The sequence below is a fragment of the Paeniglutamicibacter sp. NPDC012692 genome (genome assembly GCF_042901625.1).
Classification (GTDB): Bacteria; Actinomycetota; Actinomycetes; order Actinomycetales; family Micrococcaceae; genus Paeniglutamicibacter.
Window position 1 is genome coordinate 506,311 of record NZ_JBIBDE010000002.1, and the last position, 24,874, is coordinate 531,184.

Annotated in this window: 20 protein-coding genes; 15 read left to right on the forward strand and 5 right to left on the reverse strand. The window is 63.5% G+C overall.

The window, feature by feature from the left end; genetic code table 11:
- The first annotated feature begins 40 nt into the window (after positions 1–40).
- A complete protein-coding gene (locus tag ACFY5D_RS10430; RefSeq protein ID WP_387528835.1) occupies positions 41–1,003 on the forward strand; it encodes an Lrp/AsnC family transcriptional regulator in 963 nt (320 codons plus the stop codon).
- Positions 1,004–1,341: 338 nt separating this feature from the next.
- Here ACFY5D_RS10430 and ACFY5D_RS10435 read toward each other — a convergent pair whose 3' ends face one another.
- The 3 genes from ACFY5D_RS10435 to ACFY5D_RS10445 form a co-directional block, all read right to left on the reverse strand.
- Entirely contained in the window at positions 1,342–2,088 is a 747-nt protein-coding gene (locus ACFY5D_RS10435; RefSeq protein ID WP_387528837.1) for a YoaK family protein, read from the reverse strand.
- Complete coding sequence (locus tag ACFY5D_RS10440) at positions 2,085–3,851, reverse strand: gamma-glutamyltransferase family protein (RefSeq protein WP_387529780.1); 1,767 nt, start codon at positions 3,849–3,851, stop codon at positions 2,085–2,087. The genes ACFY5D_RS10435 and ACFY5D_RS10440 overlap by 4 nt, the downstream gene beginning before the upstream one ends.
- 86 nt (positions 3,852–3,937) lie before the next feature.
- Positions 3,938–5,203, reverse strand: a complete 1,266-nt coding sequence (locus ACFY5D_RS10445; protein WP_387528840.1) for an Nramp family divalent metal transporter — start codon at positions 5,201–5,203, stop codon at positions 3,938–3,940.
- A 108-nt stretch (positions 5,204–5,311) separates the two neighbouring features.
- Here ACFY5D_RS10445 and ACFY5D_RS10450 point away from each other — a divergent pair, with 108 nt between their 5' ends.
- The 9 genes from ACFY5D_RS10450 to ACFY5D_RS10490 all read left to right on the forward strand — a co-directional run bounded on the left by ACFY5D_RS10450 (position 5,312) and on the right by ACFY5D_RS10490 (position 15,968).
- Complete coding sequence (locus tag ACFY5D_RS10450) at positions 5,312–6,013, forward strand: FadR/GntR family transcriptional regulator (RefSeq protein ID WP_387528843.1); 702 nt, start codon at positions 5,312–5,314, stop codon at positions 6,011–6,013.
- 386 nt (positions 6,014–6,399) lie between these two features.
- Positions 6,400–7,050, forward strand: a complete 651-nt coding sequence (locus ACFY5D_RS10455; protein ID WP_387528846.1) for a TetR/AcrR family transcriptional regulator — start codon at positions 6,400–6,402, stop codon at positions 7,048–7,050.
- Positions 7,051–7,091: 41 nt separating this feature from the next.
- On the forward strand, positions 7,092–8,693 hold the full coding sequence (locus tag ACFY5D_RS10460) for a carboxyl transferase domain-containing protein (protein ID WP_387529783.1): 1,602 nt from the start codon (positions 7,092–7,094) through the stop codon (positions 8,691–8,693).
- A gap of 21 nt (positions 8,694–8,714) precedes the next feature.
- On the forward strand, positions 8,715–10,856 hold the full coding sequence (locus tag ACFY5D_RS10465) for an acetyl/propionyl/methylcrotonyl-CoA carboxylase subunit alpha (RefSeq protein WP_387529786.1): 2,142 nt from the start codon (positions 8,715–8,717) through the stop codon (positions 10,854–10,856).
- Positions 10,853–11,665 carry an HpcH/HpaI aldolase/citrate lyase family protein gene (locus ACFY5D_RS10470; protein ID WP_387528848.1) on the forward strand — a complete coding sequence of 271 codons (813 nt, stop codon included), beginning with the start codon at positions 10,853–10,855 and terminating at the stop codon, positions 11,663–11,665. The genes ACFY5D_RS10465 and ACFY5D_RS10470 overlap by 4 nt, the downstream gene beginning before the upstream one ends.
- A gap of 199 nt (positions 11,666–11,864) precedes the next feature.
- The gene (locus ACFY5D_RS10475; protein ID WP_387528851.1) at positions 11,865–12,278 is read left to right on the forward strand and encodes an SHOCT domain-containing protein; all 414 of its coding nucleotides are present in this window, start codon (positions 11,865–11,867) and stop codon (positions 12,276–12,278) included.
- Positions 12,279–12,529: 251 nt separating this feature from the next.
- Positions 12,530–13,255, forward strand: coding sequence for a CoA transferase subunit A (locus ACFY5D_RS10480; RefSeq protein WP_387528854.1), 726 nt, complete (start codon positions 12,530–12,532; stop codon positions 13,253–13,255).
- A gap of 38 nt (positions 13,256–13,293) precedes the next feature.
- Positions 13,294–13,956, forward strand: coding sequence for a CoA transferase subunit B (locus ACFY5D_RS10485; protein WP_387528856.1), 663 nt, complete (start codon positions 13,294–13,296; stop codon positions 13,954–13,956).
- A gap of 215 nt (positions 13,957–14,171) precedes the next feature.
- Positions 14,172–15,968 (forward strand): ATP-binding protein, encoded by a 1,797-nt coding sequence (locus ACFY5D_RS10490; protein WP_387528859.1) that lies wholly within the window; start codon positions 14,172–14,174, stop codon positions 15,966–15,968.
- 195 nt (positions 15,969–16,163) lie between these two features.
- Here ACFY5D_RS10490 and ACFY5D_RS10495 read toward each other — a convergent pair whose 3' ends face one another.
- Positions 16,164–17,180: an Lrp/AsnC family transcriptional regulator gene (locus ACFY5D_RS10495; protein WP_387528862.1), complete on the reverse strand. Its 1,017-nt coding sequence runs from the start codon at positions 17,178–17,180 to the stop codon at positions 16,164–16,166.
- A 128-nt stretch (positions 17,181–17,308) separates the two neighbouring features.
- On the opposite strand from ACFY5D_RS10495, the gene ACFY5D_RS10500 reads away from it, so the two are divergent.
- The 3 genes from ACFY5D_RS10500 (at position 17,309) to ACFY5D_RS10510 (ending at position 21,569) form a co-directional block, all read left to right on the forward strand.
- The gene (locus ACFY5D_RS10500) at positions 17,309–18,640 is read left to right on the forward strand and encodes an MFS transporter (RefSeq protein ID WP_387528865.1); all 1,332 of its coding nucleotides are present in this window, start codon (positions 17,309–17,311) and stop codon (positions 18,638–18,640) included.
- Positions 18,637–20,133, forward strand: a complete 1,497-nt coding sequence (locus ACFY5D_RS10505; RefSeq protein WP_387528867.1) for a M81 family metallopeptidase — start codon at positions 18,637–18,639, stop codon at positions 20,131–20,133. The genes ACFY5D_RS10500 and ACFY5D_RS10505 overlap by 4 nt, the downstream gene beginning before the upstream one ends.
- An 80-nt stretch (positions 20,134–20,213) precedes the next feature.
- A complete protein-coding gene (locus ACFY5D_RS10510) occupies positions 20,214–21,569 on the forward strand; it encodes a D-serine ammonia-lyase (protein WP_387528870.1) in 1,356 nt (451 codons plus the stop codon).
- 42 nt (positions 21,570–21,611) lie between these two features.
- On the opposite strand, the gene ACFY5D_RS10515 is transcribed toward ACFY5D_RS10510, so the two are convergent.
- Complete coding sequence (locus tag ACFY5D_RS10515; RefSeq protein WP_387528873.1) at positions 21,612–22,892, reverse strand: ion channel protein; 1,281 nt, start codon at positions 22,890–22,892, stop codon at positions 21,612–21,614.
- Between the two features lie 134 nt (positions 22,893–23,026).
- Here ACFY5D_RS10515 and ACFY5D_RS10520 point away from each other — a divergent pair, with 134 nt between their 5' ends.
- Both ACFY5D_RS10520 and ACFY5D_RS10525 read left to right on the forward strand, forming a co-directional pair.
- A complete protein-coding gene (locus tag ACFY5D_RS10520) occupies positions 23,027–24,184 on the forward strand; it encodes an AI-2E family transporter (RefSeq protein WP_387528876.1) in 1,158 nt (385 codons plus the stop codon).
- 93 nt (positions 24,185–24,277) lie between these two features.
- Positions 24,278–24,820 (forward strand): potassium channel family protein, encoded by a 543-nt coding sequence (locus tag ACFY5D_RS10525; RefSeq protein ID WP_387528879.1) that lies wholly within the window; start codon positions 24,278–24,280, stop codon positions 24,818–24,820.
- The last annotated feature ends 54 nt before the right edge of the window (positions 24,821–24,874 follow it).

A 24,874-nucleotide genomic window follows, 5' to 3' on the forward strand; every position in this document is an offset into this window, starting at 1 on the left:
CATCAACCAGAGCGTCTGCGGTACGGATAGGTGGTGCTTCATGGCCCAAGACGGGCTGAGTACGTTGCAACGGCGCATCATCGGCGCGCTGCAGGTCGATGGCCGCGCCACGTGGCGCAAGATCGCGCAGGTCCTGGACGAGCATGAGCGCACGGTGGCGCGGCAGGGAGCCGAATTGCTGGCTGCCAGGATCATCACGGTGGCCGCCATCCGGACCCGGGAGTCGGCCGTCATCATGCGCCTGACCTGCAACCCTGGCACGGCACGCCTCGCCTGCGAATCCATGGCCCAACGCCCGGACACCAGTTTCAGCTATCTGGTCACCGGTGTGGGTGATGTGGTGGCGGAGGTTGTCTATGAGGGAAATGCGCTCAATGAGATCCTCAACCTGCAGCTTCCATCCACCCCCGGGTTGACGTCCTGCGCCACCTATCCGGTGCTCAAGTACTTCCGCACCATCCGGGGCTGGCGGGTTGGTGTTCTCACCGCCGCGGAGGAATTAGCGATGGGCACCGAGCTGACCAAGGATGACACCCGGCAGCAGGGCGTGCGCGAACAGAGCTTGCGCCTGACGGAAAACGACGAGTTGATTGCCCAGGCCCTGCAGCGCGATGGCCGGGCGAGCGTAGAGGCAATCGCCCGGCAGGTCAGGCTCTCCGAATCGACGGTATCCCGCCGCATCGACTGGCTGATCAGAAACTCGCATCTGGCCATCCGCACCCTGGTTGAGCCCGAGGCACTTGGCCTGCGCACCGAGGCGCTGCTGTGGATTCACACCGCACCGAACAACGTCGAGGCCCTTGGCGCAGCACTGGCCAAGCGCCCCGAGGTTCGTTACGCCGCGGCCGTCGCCGGGGACTGCCAGCTGGTGGTGGACGTGACCGTGGCCAATCCGGCCCAGCTCTACCAATTCCTGGCCGATGCTTCGTGGAGCAAGTCGATGACCAACATGCAAACCACCATGGTGATCCAGGCCCGCAAGCGTGGCGGGCAGTTGCTCTGACCCTTTCGGCGCACTGCCGTCCTCGAACACCACTGATCGCTCATCTCGCGAGTGAATTCACGGTCGTGCGCGGCGGCCACCGAGACTACGCCGAGCACTGCTGACTCGGAAAAGATCAACCTGCCGAGGTTCTTGGCCCACCGCGGCCATGGAAACAATGCAGCCCTTCTTCGGGATCTCATTGAGATGCCGAAGAAGGGCTGCAATTCAACACTGAACAAGGCGTCATGGCGCTGCAATAATTGCTGCTCCTGACCCCAGCGCCGGTGGCGCCCGGAACTGATTCCTACAGCGTTCTTTCTCGCGTATCAGCTAGGTCAAGCATCCAAGAAACAGGTTCAGGTGGCCAGTTTCAGTTCAGCTCTTCGTCGCTTCTCGCCAATAAAGGTCACGACGATCGACAAGCAGGCAGCCGCCAAGATGGGAATCCACATTCCATGCGGAAGCAGGACGGCTCCGCACAAGGCTCCCAGCAAGATCAGCAGAACGGCCATCAGGCGCTTCAACCAATCTTGTTTTAGTCTGGCGCCAAACCAAGAGTCTGCGGCCAGGCCGGTGATCGTTGAGGTCACCACGACCGTTGTGACATCGGCGATTTTGACCTGCCGGGCGGCAGCGGCTTGGGCGCCCATGACGAACCCGAGAACGGCCGCCAAGGCAACGGCCGAATGCGGGATTGCTCCCAGTGGGACCACCATCGTGAAGATGGCGCACGCCAGCAGCATCGCCGACACCAAGCCGAAAATGGTCGTTGTTGCTGAGGTCCATCCTTCACGGTGCCCCCGCAGCAACCGGCCGCCAACAACAGCGCCCAAGAAATAGAGAACCAGCGCCATGGCAGGACCAACCACGGGCAAGTCCGTGGTCCCGGACAATGCCATTCCCAGAATCACGACGTTTCCGGTCATGTTGCCGGTAAACACTCGGTCTAGTCCCAGGTAGCCAACGGCATCGATAATTCCGGTCGAGAACGTCATGGCCAGCATCAGCCAGGTGAGTAGCTTTGCTTCAGATAAGCGTGGGCGACTCTTTCGGAGTCGATTCGAAGGGGCTGTTTTCGTTTCCTCACCAACAATTGAAGTCATCGTCCGACCGCATATCCCTGCATGCCCCGAGCATTGGCAGCTGCCTTGAGCACGCCGGTCTTGGGGTCTCGCGACACTGCGCACATGCGTCCGATCTCCCAGCTGCCGGCTTTCCCGACAATATGGCCACGCGACTCAAGCTCTTCAATGACCGACTCACCAATCCGCTCTTCGATGAGCACCACGCCTAGCTGGTGTTCATGCGGGAAGAACGAACTGGGGAAATGAGTGCTGTGGAACGCCGGAGCATCGATGGCTTCTTGGAGGTTCATCCCGCCCAGGAGATAGTTCAGCAAGAAGTGAAGTTGCCATTGGTCTTGTTGGTCTCCGCCCGGAGACCCGAAGGCCATGGTCGGTTCCCCGTCCTTGAGAATCAGCGTCGGGGAAAGCGTCGTTCGAGGTCGCTTGCCTGGGGCCAATACGTTGGGGAGGTCTTCTTCGAGCCAGGCCATTTGCAACCTGGTTCCCAGTGGGAACCCGAGTTCCGGAATCACCGGAGACGAATGCAGCCATCCCCCGCTGGGCATGGCCGAAACCATGTTTCCCCACCGGTCGACCACGTCAACATGGACGGTATCCGTACGTGCCTCGCCGTTTGCCTTCGGACCGGAATCCAAGGCGGCGGCCACTGCGTTCGGTTCACCCACGCCGCTCAGGCCGGTTGGATCGAAGTCGGCTTTCGTCTCGAGACGAGGCATCCGCGGCTCCCGGCCATCGGGCGAGCCCGGGCGAATTTCGTGGGATGCGTTTTCGCCGATGAGTGCTCGACGCGCGTCGGCATAGTTCGCAGAAAGGAGCGCCGCAGCGGGAACGTCTGGAACGTCCCCGTACCAGGCGTCCCTGTCCGCAAAGGCAAGCTTCGTTGCTTCCAGGATCTTGTGAATCCCGTCGGCCGTGCCGGGAACAACATCCAGACCCTCCAGCAATGACAACTGCTGCAGGAAAACGGGACCCTGGCTCCAGAAGCCGACCTTGCAGACCGTGACACCGCCGAATTCGGCGGTAACCGGGGCCTCGTAGTGTGGTCGCCATTTCCCGATGTCGTCCTTGGTGATGAAACCTCGGTGGTCTTCTCCCGTCGAGTCCCTCCACGAAGTCTTTGCAAACCCGTCGATGGCCTCTGCTACGAATCCGCAAGTCCATTCATCGATCACGGCTTCAAGAGCCGCATCTCGCGTGGCACCGCTGCCAAGCGCCTCGGATTCAACATCTACCAACCGCTGGTAGGTCTGCGCCAGCGCGGGATTGGTTAGAAGCTGCCCAACGGTAGGAACCTCTCCGTTCGGCAGGTATACCTCGGCCGATGGGCCCCAATGCGTCGTGAAAAGCGGCGCCATGCGTCCAATGTACTCCACGACCTTGGAAGTCGCCGGGTATCCGTTTTTCGCGTATCCGATCGCGGCGTCCAATACCTCTTTGAGGCTGAATGTTCCGTGGTCTTTCAGGAATGTCAGCCACCCCAGTGTGGCGCCCGGTATCGCGGCTGCCAGAAGCCCCGTCCCGGGCACCATGTCGATGTCCAGCTCCGCAAAGGCCTCGAGGGTGGCTCCGGCAGGAGCCGGCCCTTGAGCGCAAAGCACGACAGGCTTGAGCTCACCTGCCTTGGCAAAGATCAGCGGGAGATCTCCGCCGGGGCCGTTCTGATGCGGTTCAACTACTTGAAGGGCAAATCCAGAAGCAGTTGCAGCATCGAACGCATTTCCGCCGCGCTCAAGTATTCCCATGCCTACTTGCGACGCCAACCAATGGGTCGACGACACCATGCCAAAGGTACCGGCTAGTTCAGGGCGAGTAGTGAAGTTCACTTAGTAACACCTTTTCGAAGAAATAACATACAAATTCAATAAAACTAGAGTGAAGACAGCTCGTTTGCCGCCAAGGCGACGAACATAACGAGCCCGAGAACCAATGATGTGTTCATGGCGATACCGTTGCGGTGTTTCTTGTCCAAGCCCTTGGAGTTCATCAACCAAAGCAATCCACCGATCAGCACGGGCATAAGCAACGCACCCATCGCGGCATAAATGAGCACGAGCGTCACGGGCTTGTCCAGGAACAGCATCGACAGCGGAGGGATGCACATCCACACGATGTAGGCACGGAACGGAATCGAGCGAGCCGCGTTTTCATCGCGCTCATGGGTCGTGCCTCGGAAAATGTTGACGATGTCGTTGAAGACATTTGCCAGTGCGTTGTATCCACCGATCAATGAGCTGAAGACGGCCGAGAACATTCCGATAAGCAACAGCCACTTTGCCGGCTCACCGAACTGTTCGCCAAACGGCTCCGCAAGCTGCTTTAAATCTGACAGTCCGCTGACCCCAGTGCCGCCATTTTGCAGGAAAGCCGCTCCGACGATCATCATCGCAAGCATGAAGATGAAGGTCATGCCGTACCCGATAATCAGGTCCAATCGCATGGAACCAATCCATCCCGGGCCCGTCCAGCCGCGGTCCCGCAGCCAGTATCCGTACGACAGGAGTCCAATGGACATGCCTACGCCACCCATGATGCCCAGGACATAGAAGGTTCCTCCATCGGGAACCCTGGGAGTCAGCCCTCCCGCCAGGATGCCAATGTCGGGGCGTGTCAGTACCGCAGCGCCGACAATGGAGATAAACATGACGGCAACGAAGAACGCCATGATCTTCTCAAAGGATGCATACTTGCCGATCCACAAGATCGCCATGCCGAGGAGAACAGCGACAACCGCGCCCAGCTTCACGTCGACGCTCGGGAACATGGCGTTGATCGTCAGACCCAGCGCTCCCGCAATGGCAGCACCGTAGAAGAATCCCAGAATGACCGAGTAGATCCCAAAGTAAGTGGTGAATGCCTTGTTCAGCTTATGGAAGCCCCGCAAGGGGCTAATCCCGGTCGCCAGCGACCAGCGGCCGATGCACTCGGTGACTATGAACTTAATGAAACAGCCGACAACCACGGCCCAAGCAAGTGCCAAGCCATAGCTGGCGCCGGAGTTTAGCGATGCAATCAGGTCGCCTGCGCCAACCCCGGCCGCGGCTACAATCAGCCCGGGACCAGCGACGTTGACAATTCTTCGCAACCGAGACCCTTGAGGCTGCCCAAGTTGATCGGGACTGGTTTTCGTCTGCATGCCAACACTCTCCTTTGGTGACGCAGACCATACTGGTCTGCTGGTCTGACCAATATGCCATGCGTACACTGTACTTAGCAAGGTCAACATTCGAGGAAGGAACGCAACATGGTCAATTGGTCATCAATCAACCAAAAATGGAACTCTCTCGGTGGGAACTTGGCCGCCGAACTCGAATTGATGATCGTGCGTGGGGAACTCCCGCAAGGTGAAAAGATCCCGCCGGAACGAGAACTCGCAGCCACGCTCGGCGTATCGCGTGCAACATTGCGGGAAGCCCTCTTGGAGCTGGAGATCAAGGGGCTGCTTAGCCGTCGCCCCGGACGCGGAACCATAGTGTTGGAGGCGCCGACCGAGTCTCAGTTCGAGCAGCTCAGTGAGGCTTTTACGGCAGCACAGCAGGATTTCTCGCAAGTCATGGAAATGCGATTGACCATTGAACCTGCGGTGGCCCGTTTGGCTGCAACCAAGGCAACCGCTGCCGACATCCGCAAGTTGGAGCAGATACTGGCGGAGTCGGAGAAAGAAACAAGCTCCATGAAGTTGCTTGAGTTGGACCAGACCTTCCATGTGGCCCTTTCCGACATCGCCCGCAATCCATTGTTGTCGGACCTCATCCGAATCGTCGGAGACTGGGCCGGGGCCTCCCGCCGTCTGGGGTTTCAGGGCGGCAAGCGGAAAGAAGCGTCACTCCACGGACACTGGCAAATTGTCGATGCACTACGCGCTGGCCAGCCAGCCCTGGCAGAAAATGCCATGAGAGAGCACATTTCTGGAATCCAAGAGCTGATTGCCCCGAAGTCTGACTAGTTTCCCGATAGTTTCGAGAACAATCCGCTTTCGGAGTGGAGAAAATCGGAGTTGGATTAGGGATCTGTGTGCCATCCCGGTTGTGCGCGAGTGTCAGCAATGGCATCACCCAGACATCGCAGCCGGCAAAAAGAAATTCATTTGGTGGCGGGATCAGCACTGCTGTTCATCTTGAGCCATGGCGCGACGGAACCTAACCACCCATCACACCGACAACTCTTGAGGGCATCATGCGAGCGGCGATGCTGTCCCACACGCTCATACCCGAATTCTCATGCGAGTCAATCAAATGATTGACAACTTCCGCACTCTTGGACTTGACTGACAGCAGATGCCCAATCGATCGATTGGGAAGCGTGTCAGACCTCCAACAGAGGGAACGTTCCATGGATCTAGGCAAGGTGCAGCGGGCCGCGGTGCTGCTCTTTGCCTCGCGCGGGTTCGCGGCAACGGGGATCCGCGAGTTGGGCGCCGCGGCAGGCATCAACTCCGCCACGATTTACCACTACACGGGCAGCAAGGAAGACCTCCTGGTCAGCATCATGCGCTCCTGTTTGGAAGCCATGATTGAGTCCGGTTCCGCAGCCCTGCGCACTAGCGCAGAACCCACCATCCAGCTGGCCGCTCTTGTTGCCGCGCATGTTGGTTTCACCGCCACCAACCCGCTCACCTCACGCGTTGTTGAGTATGAAATGCGCGCGCTGGGACCCGAAAATTGCCACGCAATGCAGAGCCGGCGCGACGAGTACGAATCGTTGTTCGCCCAAGTTGTCGAACGAGGACTGCGGGTCGGCGACTTCTCCTCCGACGACGCCACCATGGCGCGGCTCGCGTTGATGGAGATGGGGACAGGCGTCGCCCACTGGTACCGCCCGGACGGCCGCCTCACCCTCACCGAGGTCCAGCACAACTTCGTCAACATGGCCTGCAAGATCCTGTCCGCCGACCGCGCGCTGCTCGACGGAGCCGGCTACATTCGCCAGCCGGCACTGCTTGCCAGCGAACCAACCCCGAACTCCACGAGCCTTCCCGCCTGATCTTCCCCAACGCTCGCCAGAAAAGAGGAAATGTGCAACGACTGACCAGCAGCATCGACACCGCGGATCCCGGCTTCCTCAAGAACGCATCCGAGCAGGAGGACTTGGTTTCCGAGCTGCGTCAGCGGCTGGCCACTGCGGCACAGGGCGGTTCCGAGAAGTCGCGGCAACGCCACGTGGACCGCGGCAAGCTGCTGCCCCGCGACCGCGTCGACGCCCTTCTGGACGAGGGTTCGCCGTTCCTCGAGGTTGCTCCGCTGGCCGCGGAGGACATGTACGGAGGAGACTCCCCCGGGGCCGGGATGATCACCGGAATCGGCATGGTCCACGGCAGGTACGTGATGGTCGTGTGCAACGACCCCACGGTCAAGGGCGGCACCTATTTCCCCATGACGGTCAAGAAGCACCTGCGCGCCCAGGAAATCGCGCTCGAGAACGCGCTGCCCTGCGTCTACCTCGTCGACTCGGGCGGCGCGTTCCTGCCGATGCAGGACGAGGTGTTCCCGGACCGCGATCACTTCGGGCGCATCTTCTACAACCAGGCCAACCTGTCCGCGCGCAAGATCCCGCAGATCGCCGCGGTACTCGGGTCCTGCACGGCGGGCGGCGCCTACGTCCCAGCGATGAGCGACGAGACGGTGATCGTCCGCAACCAGGGCACCATCTTCCTGGGCGGCCCGCCGCTGGTGAAGGCCGCCATCGGAGAGATCGTCACGGCCGAGGAACTCGGCGGCGGCGAACTGCACGCCAGCGTCTCGGGGGTCGTCGACCATCTGGCGGAGAACGACGCACACGCGATCCGCATTGTCCGAGACATCATCCAGACCCTGCCGCCCACCCCCGAACCGGTCTGGGACGTCATCCCGGAGGTCGCCCCGCCGGTCGAGGACCCGGACGAGATCTACGGCGTGGTGCCCACCGACGTGAACGCCTCCTACGACGTCCGCGAGGTCATCGCGCGGATCGTCGACGGCAGCGGGTTCCACGAGTTCAAGGCAAGCTACGGCACCACGCTGGTCACCGGGTTTGCGCGCATCCACGGGCACCGCGTGGGCATCGTCGCCAACAACGGCGTGCTGTTCTCCGAGTCCGCGCTCAAGGGCGCGCACTTCATCGAGCTCTGCGACCAGCGCGGCATTCCGCTGGTGTTCCTGCAGAACCTCTCCGGCTTCATGGTGGGCCGCGACTACGAGGCCGGCGGCATCGCCAAGCACGGCGCCAAGATGGTCACCGCGGTGGCCACCGCCCGCGTCCCCAAGCTGACGGTCATCATCGGCGGGTCCTTCGGGGCCGGCAACTACTCGATGTGCGGACGCGCCTACTCGCCGCGCTTCCTGTGGATGTGGCCGGCCGCGCGGATCTCCGTGATGGGCGGGGCCCAGGCGTCCTCGGTGCTGGCCACGGTCAAGCGGGACCAGCTCGAGGCTGCGGGTTCCACGTGGAGCGCCGAGGACGAGGCCGCCTTCAAGGAGCCGCTCAAGCAGCAATACGAGAGCCAGGGGAACCCCTACTACTCCACCGCCCGGCTCTGGGACGACGGGGTCATCGACCCGCTGGACACCCGGCGGGTCCTGGGTCTGGCGCTGGATGTCTGCGCCACCCGGCCGCTGCCGGAAACCTCCTTCGGCCTCTTCAGGATGTGACGCACCATGATCGCCAAGAACATGACCACGAATCCCTCTGGCACGGCGCCCTTGGACGCCTCGCCCTTTGACGCTTCACTGTTTGACACCGTGTTGGTGGCCAACCGCGGGGAGATCGCCGTCCGCGTGATCCGCACGCTCAAGCGCATGGGCATCAGGTCCGTCGCCATCTACTCGGATGCCGACGCCGGCGCCCTGCACGTGCGGGAGGCAGACGTCGCCGTCCGGGTGGGGGCGTCCCCGGCCGCCGAAAGCTACCTTGACACCGAGGCCGTCATCGAGGCCTGCCGGCGCAGCGGAGCCCAGGCCGTGCACCCCGGCTACGGCTTCCTTTCCGAGAACATCGAGTTTGCGCGGGCGCTGAAGAACGCGGGCATCGTGTTCATCGGCCCGGGCATCGACGCGCTGCTGCTCATGGGCGACAAGATCCGATCCAAGAACCACGTCTCCGCCCACGACGTCCCGGTCACCCCGGGCATCGCCGAACCGGAGCTCAGCGACGAGGAACTCATCGACGCAGCCGCGGAGATCGGGTTCCCGGTGCTGATCAAGCCCTCCGCCGGGGGCGGCGGCAAGGGCATGGTGGTGGTGGACTCCCCCGACGAGCTGCCGGCGGCCCTGACCAGCGCCCGGCGCACGGCGCTGAGCTCCTTCGGGGACGACACGCTTTTCCTGGAACGGCTGGTGCGCGCGCCGCGGCACATCGAGGTGCAGATCCTCGCCGACACCCACGGCAACACCGTGCACCTCGGCGAGCGCGAATGCTCCCTGCAGCGCCGGCACCAGAAGGTCATCGAGGAGGCCCCCTCCCCGCTGCTGGAACACCAGGCGGACGGCGAGCGCATCCGCGCCGAGATCGGTGCCGCTGCGGTGGCCGCGGCGGAATCGGTGAACTACGTGGGCGCCGGGACCGTCGAGTTCCTGGTCTCCGACGAGGCCCCGGGCGAGTTCTTCTTCATGGAGATGAACACCCGGCTGCAGGTGGAGCACCCGGTCACCGAGGAGGTCGTGCGCATCCGCGGCGGGCGGATCGACCTGGTCGAGGCGCAGGTGCGGATCGCCGCGGGCCAGCCGCTGGGCTTCACCCAGGAGGACGTCACGCTTCAGGGCCACGCGATCGAGGCACGCGTGTATGCGGAGGACCCGGCCCGCGACTTCATGCCTTCGACCGGCACCCTGCTGCGGGTGGAGGAACCCGCGGGCGAGCACGTGCGGGTGGATTCCTGCCTGCTTGAGGGATATGCGGTCTCCCCGCACTACGACCCCATGCTGGCCAAGGTCATCGCCTGGGCTCCGGACCGGGGCGAGGCCCTGGGACGGCTGGATGGTGCGCTGGCCCGGACGGTTGTCCTGGGTGTGCTGACCAACATCGAGTACCTGCGGCTGTTGCTCAACGACCCCGACGTCCGTGCGGGACACCTGGACACCACGCTGATCGAGCGCAAGATGCCCGGCATGGCGTTCCACGCGGTCAATGATTCGGAGCTGGTGCTCGCCGCCGGGCTGGCCCTGAACCGGAACCCCGGCACGGGCGGGACCTGGCGGGCGCGGGATTCGTGGCGGCTGGGCGGCCCCGCTCCCACCCGGAGCGTACTCGAGGTCGACGGGGAACTGCGGGTGCTCCACTCCACTCCGGGGCAGTCCGGCCGCACCTTCACTGTCGGGGACGAGTCCTTCGAGTTCACGCCGCTGGGCAACGACGACTTTGCGATCGACGGGATCCGGCAGCGCGTGGCCGCGGCCTTCGGGGAAGACTCCACGCTGTGGCTCAGCCGGGACGGCTGGGTGTCGTGCCTGCGGGTGATCGGCCGCGAAGAGGAGCTGGACAGGACGTTGTCCGCCCTGCAGGTCAAACAGGGTGACAAGTCACCCGATGTAAAGTCGCCCATGCCCGGCACCGTCATCGCCGTGGGCGTCGTCGACGGGCAACAGGTGCGGGAGGGCGACGTCCTGGTGACCATCGAGGCCATGAAGATGGAACACCCCATGCGCTCCCCCGGTGACGGCACCGTGCGGATCGGGCACCTACGCGTGGGCGACCTGGTCAAGGCCCATCAGGTCGTCGCCACCGTCACCAACAACGATGGTGGACCTGACTCCCCGGAGTCGCTCAACGGATCCAGCAACTCCAACAACCCGGAAGAAGCGAGGATGCCTTCATGACCCCCTTCGCCATGGGACCGGCCATCCTGTTCTGCCCCGCGGACCGGCCCGACCGCTATGCCAAGGCGCTCGAACGCGCGGACGCCGTGATCATCGACCTAGAGGATGCGGTGGCCCCCGGGAACCGCGCTGCGGCACGGGCGGCACTCATCGAGCACCCCCAGGATCCGGAACGCACCATCGTGCGGGTCAATCCCGTCGGCACTCCCGACTTCGCGGCGGACCTGGCGGCGCTTGGCTCCACGGAATACCGCACGGTCATGCTGGCCAAGACGGAATCCGCCGCGGATGCCGCCGCGCTGGGGGACTACTCGGTCGTGGCCCTGTGCGAGACCGCCCTCGGGGTGCTCAACGCCGCGCGGATCGCCGCTGCGCCCAATGTCGTGGCCCTGATGTGGGGCGCCGAGGACCTGATCGCCTCGCTGGGCGGCTCGTCCTCGCGTCAGGACTCGGGCGCCTACCGGGATGTAGCACTCCATGCCCGCTCGCAGGTACTGCTCGCCGCCGGGGCGCACGGCAAGGCCGCCATCGACTCGGTGTACCTGGACATTGCTGACCATGCGGGGCTGCTGGCCGAGTCGCTGGACGCACAGGCCTCCGGCTTCGGCGCCAAGGCCTCGATCCACCCCGGACAGATGCCCGTCATCCGCCAGGGTTTTGCCCCCACTCCCGCACAGGTGGAGCGCGCCGAAAGGATGCTGGACGCAGCCGCCCGGAACCGCGGCGTCTTCGCCTTCGAGGGCCAGATGGTCGACGAGCCGCTGCTGCGCCATGCGCGGATGGTCATCTCCCGGGCCTCGGGCAGGTGATCCGGTCCGGAGCCCACCGGGTCCTGCACCCCTCGGCCCGAATAACCCCATAACCGTGGCTTGCACTGTATTGCACTCAAACGCTGGTAAAACTAAAACTGCGCACTAAGAATGTAAATGTCATCAACAGGTGGCATGCAAGCGATCCGGTCTTAGGCGGTCCCACAAGGGCCGACCTGGCCCCAAGGAGGGACCCCCCATGGAATTTTGGTCATCGTTTTGGAACATCATTTGGTACTTCATTTCCGCTTTCATTTTCATCGCGTACTTGATCGCGCTCTTCAGCATCATCACGGACCTGTTCCGGGACCGTGAGCTGAGCGGCGGGTGGAAAGCACTTTGGTTCGTCGCCTTGATCTTCATCTCACTCCCGACCGCCCTCGTTTACCTGATCGTTCGCGGCAAGGGCATGGCAGAACGCAGCCGGAAGAACATCGAGGAATCCACCCGCGCGGCCGAGGACTACATCCGCACAGTGGCCCAGGTGAGCCCCAGCGACGAGATCGCCAAGGCCAAGTCGCTCTTGGACGCGGGCACCATCACGGCCGAGGAATACGAGCAGCTGAAGCGTCGCGCCTTGCGTGCCGCCGATGCAACGGTGTCGCAGCCGTAACCGCGGACGCCTGAAGTAAAACCGATGGCGCCGGGCTTGTTTCTCTTCGGAGAGCGGCCCGGCGCTTTTTCGTACCCTCGTCCAGATGCCGACTCGCTTCACGGCAAGGGACTCGCCGCCGTTGTCCCCGAGGGGGCTTGCAGTGCGCGTGCCAACGCCATAGCGTACAAGCAAGTGGCCAAGTGACAGGCCATACGAACTCTGTTCAGCCGCCGCCAACGGCCCAGCGAGAAAACCGCGAGGTAGTGCACATGCAATCGACGCCCCAGGGAAAAATACGCACCAGTGCAGCCGAGGCCATGGCGGATGTCCTGGCCGACGGCATCACCATCGCAGTCGGGGGCTTCGGGCTCAGCGGCATCCCTGTCGACCTGATCAACGCGGTCCGCGACTCCGGGGTCCGGGACCTGACCATCGTCTCCAACAACATGGGCGTCGACGGCAAGGGCCTCGGTGTGCTCATCGATTCCGGCCAGGTTCGCAAGGTGCTGGCCTCCTACGTGGGCGAAAACAAGCGCTTCGCCGAGGAATACCTGTCCGGGGACCTCGAGGTCGAGTTCGTCCCGCAGGGAACGCTCGCCGAACGGCTCCGCGCCGGCGGCGCAGGCATCCCCGCCTTCTATACCAAGACGGGCGTGGGCACCCTGGTCGCCGAGGGCAAGCCTGTCGAGGAGTTCGACGGCGAACTCTATGTGCGCGAACGCGGCATCGTCGCAGACCTGGCCTTGGTTCACGCCCACACCTCGGACACCGACGGGAACCTGGTCTATCGGCACACCGCGCGGAACTTCAATCCCGTCGTCGCCACGGCCGGGAAGGTCACCATCGCGGAGGCTGAGGTCATCGTCCCCCTTGGCGGCATCGACCCCAACCACGTCATCACCCCGGGCGTCTACGTGCAGCGCGTTGTCCAGGCCATCGACAAGGTCAAGGACATCGAGCAGCGAACCGTCCGTTCCCGCCCCGCAGCCAGCTGATTTCAAGACATGCAATTTCGAAGCAAGGAGCATTAACCATGAGCTGGAGCAGGGACGAGATGGCCGCCATCGCCGCCATGGAACTGAACGACGGTGACTACGTCAACCTCGGCATCGGCATCCCCACGCTTGTCGCCAACCACGTGCCCGAGGGCGTGCGCGTGGTGCTGCAAAGCGAAAACGGGCTGCTGGGCATGGGCCCGTTCCCTTACGAGGGCGAGGAGGATGCCGACCTGATCAACGCCGGCAAGCAGACGGTCACGATGCTGCCCGGCGCCAGCGTCTTCGACTCCGCCACCTCCTTCGGCATGATCCGCGGAGGCCACGTGAAAGTCGCCATCCTCGGGGCCATGCAGGTCTCCGGAGCCGGGGACCTGGCCAACTGGACCATCCCCGGGAAGATGGTCAAGGGCATGGGAGGGGCGATGGACCTGGTGGCGGGCACCCCTCACGTGATCGTTCTGACCGAGCATGTGGCCAAGGACGGCACCCCCAAGATCCTGCGCGAATGCACCCTCCCACTGACGGGCGTCAGAGTGGTCAACAAGATCATCAGCGACCTCGCGGTCTTCGACATCACCGACTCGGGAAACGGTCCAGGACTCGTCCTGACACACCTGGCACCCGGTGTCACCGTTGAGGAGCTGCGCGAGAAAACAGAAGCGGAGTTCGCCGTCCTGGACGAGTCAAGGAAACATTAATTTCTTCGCAAACCTTGAGTAAAGTGTGGATGTTTCAAACATTAATGTTTGAAACATCCACACGAACGACAGGGAAACAACTGTCGATCCAGATTGTTCAACACTTTAAATCCGCGTTGACCTGTATATACATATACGCAATGTGTCGTACGTCTAACTTTGAAGGTTGCAGTCCACATATTGAATGTTTGGACATTACTGCCTAAGCTGGGGGTATGGCATGGACTCCTGAGAACCTTCACCCCCTTCTGGCTCGACTTCGCTCGAATGCCGGAGACTTCACCGATGTTGAAGTCCGGGGAGCTTCCAAGGGATGCCCCGACCTCAAGGAGATGCTCAGCGCCTTCGGCAACATGCCCGGAGGCGGCACCATCGTCCTCGGGCTGGATGCCTCCAACGGGTTCACCGCGACAGGCATCGAAGACCCCGGTGCCTTGGAAGCACTTGTTGCATCGCAGGCACGCACCGCCGTGGCGCCCGAGGTCCAGGTCGCCTTTGAGCGCGTGGACATCGAAGGCGAAACCGTGGTCATTGCCAAGGTCGCCGGAGTTGCCCCGGAGGCGCGACCCTGCCGGACAGTCCAGGGGAACCTCGCCTACCTCCGCCAGCCCGATGGCCAGTACCGGATGTCGGAACAGGAAGTCCAGCAGCTCTTGGCCGCCGGCACGCGTCCCCGCCACGACACCCGCCCGGTCGACGAGACGTCGAGGGCGGACCTGGATTCCCAGCTGCGCGACCACTTCATTGCCGTTGCGCGTTCCACCTCACGACGCCTGAGCGAGGTGTCCGACGAGGAGGTGCTGCGCTTCAAGCGCGTGATCGAACCACAGGGCGACAGGCTGACGCTTGCAGGGCTCTACGCGCTGGGCAGGTACCCGCAGCAGTTCGAACCGCACCTGTCCATCACCGCCGTCGCCGAACCCGCCACCCGCGGGGAGATCCGCAACCTCGACCGCGTCGAGTTCGACGGCCCGTTGCCCGAGCTGCTGGACCGGGCCGTGGAGTGGGTCCAGCGGAACACCCGCACCGAGGTCCGCTTCGGTGCGAACGGGCACGGCCAGGACGAAACCGAAGTGCCCATGGTTGCCGTGCGCGAGCTCATCGCCAACGCCCTGGTCCACCGCGACCTGGGGCCGTACACCACCGGCAAGAACGTCCAGATCCGGTTGACCGGCGACCAGCTGGTGGTTTCCAGCCCGGGCGGCCTCTGGGGGCTGAGCCAGGACCAGCTGGGCTGGCCCGGCGCCAAGTCATCCGTCAACGAGTTCCTGTACGAGATCTGCAAGATGACGCGCACCGCGTCGGCACACCGCGTGGTCGAGGGCGAGGGCGGCGGCCTGCGCGAGGTCCGGCTGGCACTCAGGGACGCCGGGCTGCGCCGCCCGGGGTTCAACGACAACGGCGTCAGGTTCACCGCGTCGATTCCTCGCGGCACGCCGCTCACCGCCGCGGACCGCCAATGGCTGGGCGAACTGCGCACGGATGCAGAACTTTCGGAGCTCCAGAAGCAATTGCTGGTTTCGATGCGCCACGGGCGTTCGTGGAACAGCCAACTGGTCCAGGACGAGTTCGGGCTCTTCGAGGCCGCCGAGGCAGGCTCCGCGCTGCAGGGTCTGGTCAGCGCCGCCCTTGCCGTCGCAACCGGCAAGGGCGCTTCGTTTGTCATTGCGCCTGCCCAAGCTCCGGCAGCCGTTGGTGTTGCGGCGAGTATCGTCGACAGCTCCCTCGCGAACGGTTTGTCCGCCGATTCGCAGGTTGGGCACGAGACCGCGGCCTCGCATGCGGCGCCCGCGCTTCGATCCCCCGAGCCGATGAAGACCTCGAAGAATGCCGCGGCGATCCTGCGGGAACTGGGCTCGGTTCCGGTGGAGGTTGCTGACATTTCCGCAAAGACCGGACTGACGGCAAACCAGATCCGTTACGCACTCTCCCCGCTGCTGACCGCGGGGATCATCATCCGTGAGGGCGGGCAGGGGCACAAGGTGACCACCTACAGCCGGGTTGGCGCCTAGGGGCCGCAGGGTGGCTCGCGACTGTCGCCGAGTCAGGCTTCCCTTGCCGGACCAGCAGGGGCGTTGTGGCCGGCGTTTTGGCGCCCGTCAGGCAAAGGTTGCTCGGTGGGTCCAAGTCATTGTCCTGCGCGACCTCGGCCCGCAAACGGACCACGACCAACAGCAACGCTGGGCGGGGGCGCATCGATGCCGCACCTATGGCTTCCCGATGCGAGTCCAGGGATCGACGGGAATCACGTCCGCGGACCTGCCCCGATCGTCCAAGACTCGCCCGTAAACCTTGGTCATGCGCGTGCAGACACGCTGATCCACCACCTCGACCTCGCGGTGTTCCAAAGTCAACCGCCTGAGGATCTGCTCCGCGTCAACCAGGTCATGCAGGCCGACGATCAGAATGATATTGGCTGTGCCAACCACAGAAGCGCAGAAACGGGTTTCCCGCCATCTGCCCAGCAACAGCGCGGTGTGCTCCGCATTCAGCGGAGGAGCTTTCATCATCAGAAGCATACTCAACGGCAGGTCGAAATCGGGTCGAGCCACATCGCACCGGAAGACAATTTGGTGGTTGGCCTGCAATTGCTCCAACCGGCGACCCACAGCTGCCGGGGAAGTGCTCAGTGCCCGGGCAAGCTCGGTCGGCGTGCTTCGGCCATCGATCCCCAATTGCAGAATCAGTCCGCGGTCCTTGTGCGTCAGCGTTGAGTCCGACTCCTGAACGCCAGCTCGGTGCCCCTCATGCAAATGCCTCTCGTCGGAAGCGGACAAAATGCCCTGGCGCCAATCCACGCCGCCGGTCATCTGGCGAAAGAGGCTGATTCGGATCTGGCTCGCATCCAGAAGTTCCGGCAATCCTCCGTGAACACATTGAAGGACGCCATCGAGCGTCGTGGCGATGGTGATGCAATACAAGTTGTAGTCCCCCGTGGTGTGTCCAACGGTAATCACGTCGGGATGCTTGCTCAGCAAGGACGCCAAAGGCTCCAGCTTCCTGCCTTCACAACGAATCTCTATGAACGAACCGTGGGATACTGCCGGATGTAGGGCCACCGAGGTCCACGCGAGACCACGCGATTCCAAACTCTTCCACCGGCGGGCAACCGTCACTTCCGAGACGCCAATGGCGCGGCCGACCGAAGCCCAGCTGGCCCGGGGAGAAATTTGCAGGGCGTCGACGATCTCCAGATCGGTCGCATGTACTTCAAGTGAACTCATCCGTCACTACTCTCCGCTTAATCGCTCAAGATCGACAATTGATCATCTCCAAATACAAGTTTCCATCTTTTTGAATGTAGATGCGGTCGATATCCTACGCTGAGTAACACCTCAGGAAAGGGTTGCGAATGTCACTCACATCACGTCAAAACGCAGACGGCAAGCTGTCCACAGTTGGCGAAGAATCGGTCTACCGAAAAATCAATCGACGACTATTACCGATTCTTCTGCTTTGCTACACATTCGCGTATCTCGACCGAGTCAACATCGGCTTTGCCAAACTGCACATGCAGCAGGATATCCCCGCACTGACCGAGGCAGTGTTTGGCATCGGAGCCGGCTTGTTCTTCCTCGCCTACGCCTGTCTCGAAATCCCCAGCAACATGCTGATGCACAAGATCGGCGCACGACGCACGATCACTCGCATCATGATTCTCTGGGGGCTCTCGTCCTCGGCCATGTTGTTCGTGCGTGATGAGACCAGCTTCTATGCCCTGCGCATCTTGCTCGGAATCTTTGAAGCCGGGTTCGCACCGGGCATCATCCTGTATCTGACCTATTGGTATCCGGCCCGGCGCATGGCCGCGGTCATGGGTATCTACATGCTCGCCGGTCCCATCGGCTCGATTCTGGGTTCCGGTGTATCGGCTGCGATCATCGCCGCGACCGACAATCTCGGCGGCATGGCAGGCTGGCAATGGATGTTCCTCATCCAGGGCCTGCCCTGCGTATTCCTGGGATTCCTTTTCTGGAAATCGATGGCCGACCGCCCCAGCGAGGCAGCGTGGCTCAGCGACAGCGAAAAGTTGATCGTTGCCAAGGCCATTGGCGAAACCAAGGCCAACCAATCGACCCACCGTTTCGTTGACGCCTTGCGCGAACCGAGCGTCTACATCATGGCCGCGGCATACTTCGGCATCATGTGCGGGATCTACGCCGTCAGCTTCTGGCTGCCGACCATCCTGAAAGACAACGGCGTCAAAGACACCTTCGCCATCGGAATGCTCACGGCGATACCCTACGCGCTGACAATACCGTCCATGATCCTCATTTCCCGCAGTTCCGACCGTTTCCAGGAGCGCAAATGGCATGCCATCGTCCCCGCACTCGTCGCAGCGGCGGGTTTAACGGTGGCAGCGTTCACGTCGACTAATTTCTTGCTCTCCTTCGTGGCGCTGTGTGTCGCGGTTTGTGCCGTATGGTCGGCCTACACGGTCTTCTGGGCCGTACCGAGCCAGCACTTTGGCGGCACGGCTGCGGTCGGCGGCATCGCCTTCATCAACACCATCGGCATCCTGGGCGGTTTCGTCGCACCGACCATCATGGGCTTTGTGCGCGAAGCCACCGGAAGCACGCAGGGCGGCCTGCTGACCATGGTCGGGCTGCTATTTGTCTCAATCGCGGCATTGCTGCTTCTCCCTGCAGCCCTGCGCAAGCACAAGATTGCAGCCGACGCATGAGCCGGGTACTTATCGCAGGATTCCTGCATGAAACCAACACCTTCGCACCTTCGACCGCCGGGTGGGAGAACTTCGAGAACGGGGAAGGCTTTCCCCGGATGCACCTAGGAAACGAGGTACTGAAGCTTTCCACGGTAAACATCCCGCTCGGTGGCTTTGTACTCGACGCCGATCCGACTTGGGATTTGCTCCCGGTGGTCTGGTGTGCCGCCTCGCCGTCCGGACCTGTGGAAGCCCCGGCCTTCGAACGCATCACGTCCATGATCACCGATGCTTGTGCCGCGCAATCCGTCGACGCCGTTTACCTTGACCTGCACGGCGCCATGGTTTCGGCCGACCACCCGGACGGCGACGGCGAGATCCTCAGGCGCGTGCGTGAAGTGGTCGGTGAGGAGATACCCATCGTCGTCAGCCTGGATTTGCATGCAAACGTCAGCGACCTGATGCTCCGCTCCGCCGACGCAATGGTGGCCTACCGGACCTATCCGCACATTGACATGGCGGAAACCGGCAAGTCAGCGGCCGGCCTGCTCAGGCGCCTCCTTGCCGGGGAACGGCTGTCGATGTACGCCGAGCGAATCGATTTCCTGGTGCCGACCATTTCCGGGAGCACCATGTCCGGACCGGCCCAACAGGCGTACGCAATGCTGAACCCGGCAGCTTCGGCCGATGCGGTATTGTCCATCGCCATGGCATTCCCTGCCTCCGATGTTGCAGAGTGCCAGCCGTGCGTATTCGGCTACGGTACCGATTCAACCGGCCTGTCCAAGGAGGTCCGGATGGTCGCCACGGCCATCCACGACCTGGAACCGGAGTTCCACCTGGATGCGTTCCCCGCGGTCGAGGCGCTCAACGAAGCCATCAAGTCGGTCGAGGCCGGAAACGTGCCGGTTGTCATCGCCGACACGCAGGACAATCCGGGGGCCGGCGGCGACGCCACAACCACCGGACTGCTCAGGGAACTTATTGCACGCAACGTTGCCTCCAGCGCCTTGGCGGCGATGTGGGCCCCGGATGTCGTCAAGGTTGCACTGGCCGCCGGCCCCGGGGAACCGGTGACCGTCACGTTCCCCGGCTCCCGGACCCTCGGCGACCAGCCGCTGACCGACACCTTTGAGGTTATCCAGGTCTCCGACGGGCGCGTGCATTTCGACGGCCCCATGATGAACGGGAACGACTTGGCCGTGGGTCCTTCGGTCCTGCTGCGCAAGGGACAGGTCAAAGTGGTGGTCAACAGCCACAAGGCCCAGATCATGGACCGCAATCAATTCCGCGCTGCAGGTGTCCACCCGGAGGACCAAAACATCCTTGTCGTGAAGAGCTCCGTTCACTTCCGTGGCGACTATACCGACATCGCCGGGCGGATCATCGTCGCGCTCGCACCCGGCCCGTTCCCCGCCGACCCTGCGGCGTTGCCTTGGCGAAACCTTCGCCCCGGTATCAGGCTCGGCGCCTTGGGCCCCTGTTTCGAACCTGAGCGTGCGGAGCTCTAGTGCGCCGACTCGCCGGTAGGAAATCATTGCCCTACATTAGGAGGCACGACAGACCCGAAAGCATGGAGAAACCAGCAGTTATGAACCAGACCCCCGACCTCGAACAGTTGCTCACCGATCCAGTGGTCGCGACCCTGGCCCGGGCCGAAGAGACCGCTTGGTTCACCGCTTCCCCCACCGAGACCACCGCGGGCATCGAGGCATCGGGCATCGACCCCGCCATCGTGGCCGACGCGCAGGCACGCTTCCTGCGCTTCGCCCCCTGGTTCGCGGAGCGCTTCGCCGACACCCGCGCCACGCACGGCATCCTCGAATCCGCCCTCGTCGGCATCCCCGACATGCAGGCGGAACTGGGCAAGCGCTTCGGGGCGGAACTGCCGGGCAAACTCTGGGTCAAGCGCGATGATTCGCTGCCCGTCAGCGGCTCGATCAAGGCCCGCGGCGGCATCCACGAGGTGCTGCAGGTCGCCGAACGCCTCGCCGTCGAGGCAGGCCTCATGGGCCCGGATGACGACGCCCGCGTGCTGATGACCCCCGCGGTGCAGGAGGTGCTCTCCAAGCACGGCATCGCCGTGGGCTCCACCGGCAACCTGGGCATGTCGATCGGCATCGTCGCCTCCGAGCTCGGGTTCAAGACCACCGTCCACATGTCCATGGACGCGCGCGCCTGGAAGAAGGACCTGTTGCGCTCCCGCGGCGTCGAGGTCGTCGAGCACGCGGGCAACTTCTCCGACGCCGTCGAGGCCGGGCGCAAGACCGCCGAGGACGACCACAGCGTGTGGTTCGTCGACGACGAGGCCTCGCTGATGCTCTTCGCCGGCTACTCGGTCGCCGGCGCGCGGCTTGCCGGGCAGCTGAAGGCCCTGGACATCACGGTCGACGCGGACCACCCGCTGATCGTGCACCTGCCGTGCGGCGTGGGCGGCGGCCCGGGCGGCGTGACCTTCGGGCTGAAGCTGGCCTTCGGCGACGCGGTGCACTGCGTGTTCGCCGAACCGACCCACTCCCCCTGCATGTCCCTGGGCGTGCGCACCGGGCTGCACGACGGGATCAGCGTGCACGACATCGGCCTGGACGGCCTCACCGCCGCCGACGGCCTGGCCGTGGGACGCCCCTCGCGCCTGGTCGGCGAGAACCTGCAGCAGCTGATCGACGGCTACGTGACGGTCACCGATGAGCGCATGAAGGCGTTCCAGGGCCTGCTCCACGACACCGAGGGCATCGACATCGAGCCCTCCGCCGCCGCGGGCTTCGCCGGCCCGTGGCGGATCCTCGGGGACGAGACCTACCGCGCGGCGTTCGGACTCGACGATGCGCGCATGGCCAACGCCACCCACATCGTGTGGTCCACCGGAGGATCCATGGTCCCCGCCGAGGAGATGGCAGGCTACGTGGCCGAGGGCCAGCGTCTGGCCGGCGAGGTCGCCTGGCGCTAGGCCTTTAGCGGGCGGGCGCCGGATAGGTGCCCGCCCACTGGACTACTTGGAGTTCTGCTTGGCATGCGCCGGCGTGTGCGCCAGCATCTCGGGCGCCCGGGCAACCAGCAGCCAGACGGGCAGGACAACGAAGCAGAGCACCGGCAGGATCCTCATGTCCCCGGCAACCACGACGGCAATGAAGATGGCGATCCATCCGTCGCGGGACACCGCAAGGACCATGCCCAGGGCCCCGCAGCCGATGGCCAGCCCGATCGGGATCTGTGGGATGAGCGCGTGGCACAGCAGCCCCACGGCGACCCCGATGAACACCGCGGGGAAAATCCGTCCGCCGCGGAAGCCTGCGGTGGCGGCGATGAGAAGGGCCAGCAGCTTGATGCCCACGATGCCCGCGAGCTGCCACGCCGTGAATTCCCCGGCACGGTCAACGAGCTCCACCATCTGGGCGCTCCCCTTGAACAGCGTGAGCGGGCCGCCCAGCGCGCCCAGCAGGCCCAGCAGCATCCCGCCGAGGGTCGTGTAGAGGATCGGCCGCTTCAGCCGGCGGAACGACGCATGGAGCGGCTGGAAGAATGTCGCTCCCAGCAGCCCGACCAGGGCTGCCACGCATGCCACAGCGACGGCTGCAGGCAGCATCTGCAGCAGGGTGCCGTCCACGCTTGGCACGGCGGGCGGGCGGAGTTGCTCTGCCCCGAGAAACGCCATGGTGATCGAGGCCATACTGGCCGAAAGAAGCGGCAGGAACAGCCTGTCCCACAACGTGCCCCCGGTCTTTGCCGCCGCCACAACGCCCGTCAAAACCAGGATCGCCGCCACCGGCGTGCCAAAAAGGGCACCGATGGTTCCCGCGGCGGAAACCATCACCACCAGTTCGACACTGATTTCCGGCCACAGGCGGTTGACCAGGGTCACCAGGATCGCCGTGTTGACCGCAATGATCGCGGACTCCGGCCCCAGGCTCACGCCACCGGCCAGACCCAGGATCGTGACAAGAACCAGCCCCGGAACCGCACCGAGGCTCATCGGAGGTGCCACGAGCTCGACGGTTGCCGAGTCCGTGCCTCCGTGGCCGTGGACGAAGGTGACGATCAGCCCGATGGCGAGCCCGACGAGGCTCAGGACCCCGAAAATCCACCAGCCCGAGTCCGGTGAGACGTTCAACGCCTGCGGCAGCTGTACCCACAGGAACTCTTCAACGTAGTGGGCGGCCTCGTCCACCAGGAACAAGCCCAGCGCGGAGACCACGCCAACGATGATTGCCGGCACTGACAATTGCAGCAGCTGCCGGACGGAGGGTACTTCCTGCTGGCCCAAGTTCGTCACCGTCCACATGCTACCGGAGCACAAATCACCTTGTCAGTTCGCACGCTTGATGGGTTTGGGCTTCGCGGGCCGTGCGACACGCCCTTTCCGTGGAAGGGTTTTCGGCGCGCAGAGACTCCAGATAGAGTCGGGCCATGAACGAGCACAGGGCCGACGCCGTTGGCGGAATGGCGGACAGCCAGGGTTTGGGCGGTTCCTTGCGCCGACGCCCGCGGGAAATACACCATTCGGAGTCGCCAAGTTCGGTTCCCGGCACCACAACCACGCCCGTGGCCAAGGGTTTCAAGGTCACCATCGGTGTGCTCCTCGCCCTGCTGCTGGCTGCCTCGTTGTCCGCGCTGTCCAACGTCGTGTTCAGTGTCGTTGCGGCGCTGTTCCTGGCCCTGGCGCTGAATCCGCTCATAGCCATGCTGCAACGCCGAGGCGTTTCGCGCGGCAAGGCGATCACGCTCATCGCGCTGGTCTTTGCCCTGATCGCCGGAGCCTTCCTGGCGCTCCTGGTCCCGCTCGCAATACGCCAGACCGTTGAACTCGTTAGGTTCCTCCCGGGCGGCCTGGAAAGCCTGTCCAACCAACCCTGGGTTTTGCGGCTCAACGAAGTATCCAACGGCGGAGTCGACTCGATCCTGAAGACCGTAGGCGTCACGATTTCCAGCCCGGCCTTTTGGTCGTCGGTGGCCGGCGGCGCCTTGCGGCTGGGAAGCACCATCGTCGGGTCGGTCTCCTCGGGCGTCTTCATTTCGGTACTGACGTTGTATTTCCTCGTCTCCCTGAGGGGGATAAAGCGTGGCTTCTATTCGCTGGTGCCGGCGTCGAAGCGCCATTCGACGATCTACCTGACGGAGAAGATCACCGATTCCGTGGGACGCTACCTCGGCGGGATGGTGGTGCTGGCGCTGTGCAACGCCGCCTTCAGCCTGCTGCTGCTGACTTTATTGGGAGTCCCTTTCGCCGGGGTGATCTCCCTGGTGGCCTTCTTCATCACCCTCATCCCGCTGATCGGGACGATCCTGACCACGGGCATCATGACCGTCTTCGCCGTGATCCATTCGCCGGTCGCCGGCTTGGTGGTGCTGGTGGCGATGCTGATTTACATGCAGGTCGAGGCCTATGTCATGACGCCGAAGGTCATGAGCAAGGCATTGGAGGTTCCCGGCGCCATGGTGCTGATTTCCGCCACGGCCGGGGCCACGTTGCTGGGTCTCCCCGGGGCCCTGATCGCCGTCCCCGTGGCGGCCGCTGGCATACTCATCGTCCGCAACGTCGTGGTTCCGCGGCGCAGCAAGCAGTAAGCAGTAAATCAGGGCGAGGCAGCTGCCGCACGAAACCAAGTACTCCAAGGGTGGGAAGAATCCATGGTCCGCAAAACAAGCCAAACGGATTTCATGAATCTCGACGAAGCCGGCAGGCTGCACGTAGCACTGGCCGCTGCCATCCGCTTGCTGCTCATACTCGCCGGATCGTTCCTGGTGTACTTCCTGATCCCCGTCGACGGATTCAACGAAGACAACCCCCTGGCAGCCTGGATCAGGCTCTCCGCGGTGGTCCTGGCGTTCATTGCGGTCCTGGCCCTGCAGGTACGCAAGGTGATTTCCGCAAGCGTGCCGCAGGTCCGGGCGGTCGAGGCGGTCGTGGAAAGCGTGGTGGCGTTCGTGCTTCTGTTCGCGCTGCTCTACCTCTCGATTTCAACCAGCGACCCGTCGTCGTTCAGCGAGCCGATGAACCGTGTTGACGCCCTCTATTTCACTTCCAGCACGTTCTCCACCGTCGGGTTCGGCGACATCGTTGCCACGTCGTCGCTGACCAGGGGGCTGGTGTCGCTCCAAATGATCGCCGGACTCGGGGTCCTGGGGATGATCGCCAAGTTGGCCTTCCATGCCGCGAAGCGGGGATTGGATCATGGGGCCCGATCGTCCGACGGTGCATGATCGGAGAACATCCGCTGCACCCGGTCGTTGATGCCGATGGCGGTGCACCCCTCG

Coding starts and splice junctions, on each gene's coding strand:
- ACFY5D_RS10430 (WP_387528835.1), top strand. CDS start 41: ATGGCCCAAGACGGGCTGAGTACGTTGCAACGGCGCATCATCGGCGCG.
- ACFY5D_RS10435 (WP_387528837.1), bottom strand. CDS start 2,088: ATGACTTCAATTGTTGGTGAGGAAACGAAAACAGCCCCTTCGAATCGA.
- ACFY5D_RS10440 (WP_387529780.1), bottom strand. CDS start 3,851: ATGGTGTCGTCGACCCATTGGTTGGCGTCGCAAGTAGGCATGGGAATA.
- ACFY5D_RS10445 (WP_387528840.1), bottom strand. CDS start 5,203: ATGCAGACGAAAACCAGTCCCGATCAACTTGGGCAGCCTCAAGGGTCT.
- ACFY5D_RS10450 (WP_387528843.1), top strand. CDS start 5,312: ATGGTCAATTGGTCATCAATCAACCAAAAATGGAACTCTCTCGGTGGG.
- ACFY5D_RS10455 (WP_387528846.1), top strand. CDS start 6,400: ATGGATCTAGGCAAGGTGCAGCGGGCCGCGGTGCTGCTCTTTGCCTCG.
- ACFY5D_RS10465 (WP_387529786.1), top strand. CDS start 8,715: ATGACCACGAATCCCTCTGGCACGGCGCCCTTGGACGCCTCGCCCTTT.
- ACFY5D_RS10470 (WP_387528848.1), top strand. CDS start 10,853: ATGACCCCCTTCGCCATGGGACCGGCCATCCTGTTCTGCCCCGCGGAC.
- ACFY5D_RS10475 (WP_387528851.1), top strand. CDS start 11,865: ATGGAATTTTGGTCATCGTTTTGGAACATCATTTGGTACTTCATTTCC.
- ACFY5D_RS10480 (WP_387528854.1), top strand. CDS start 12,530: ATGCAATCGACGCCCCAGGGAAAAATACGCACCAGTGCAGCCGAGGCC.
- ACFY5D_RS10485 (WP_387528856.1), top strand. CDS start 13,294: ATGAGCTGGAGCAGGGACGAGATGGCCGCCATCGCCGCCATGGAACTG.
- ACFY5D_RS10490 (WP_387528859.1), top strand. CDS start 14,172: ATGGCATGGACTCCTGAGAACCTTCACCCCCTTCTGGCTCGACTTCGC.
- ACFY5D_RS10495 (WP_387528862.1), bottom strand. CDS start 17,180: ATGAGTTCACTTGAAGTACATGCGACCGATCTGGAGATCGTCGACGCC.
- ACFY5D_RS10500 (WP_387528865.1), top strand. CDS start 17,309: ATGTCACTCACATCACGTCAAAACGCAGACGGCAAGCTGTCCACAGTT.
- ACFY5D_RS10505 (WP_387528867.1), top strand. CDS start 18,637: ATGAGCCGGGTACTTATCGCAGGATTCCTGCATGAAACCAACACCTTC.
- ACFY5D_RS10510 (WP_387528870.1), top strand. CDS start 20,214: ATGAACCAGACCCCCGACCTCGAACAGTTGCTCACCGATCCAGTGGTC.
- ACFY5D_RS10520 (WP_387528876.1), top strand. CDS start 23,027: ATGAACGAGCACAGGGCCGACGCCGTTGGCGGAATGGCGGACAGCCAG.
- ACFY5D_RS10525 (WP_387528879.1), top strand. CDS start 24,278: ATGAATCTCGACGAAGCCGGCAGGCTGCACGTAGCACTGGCCGCTGCC.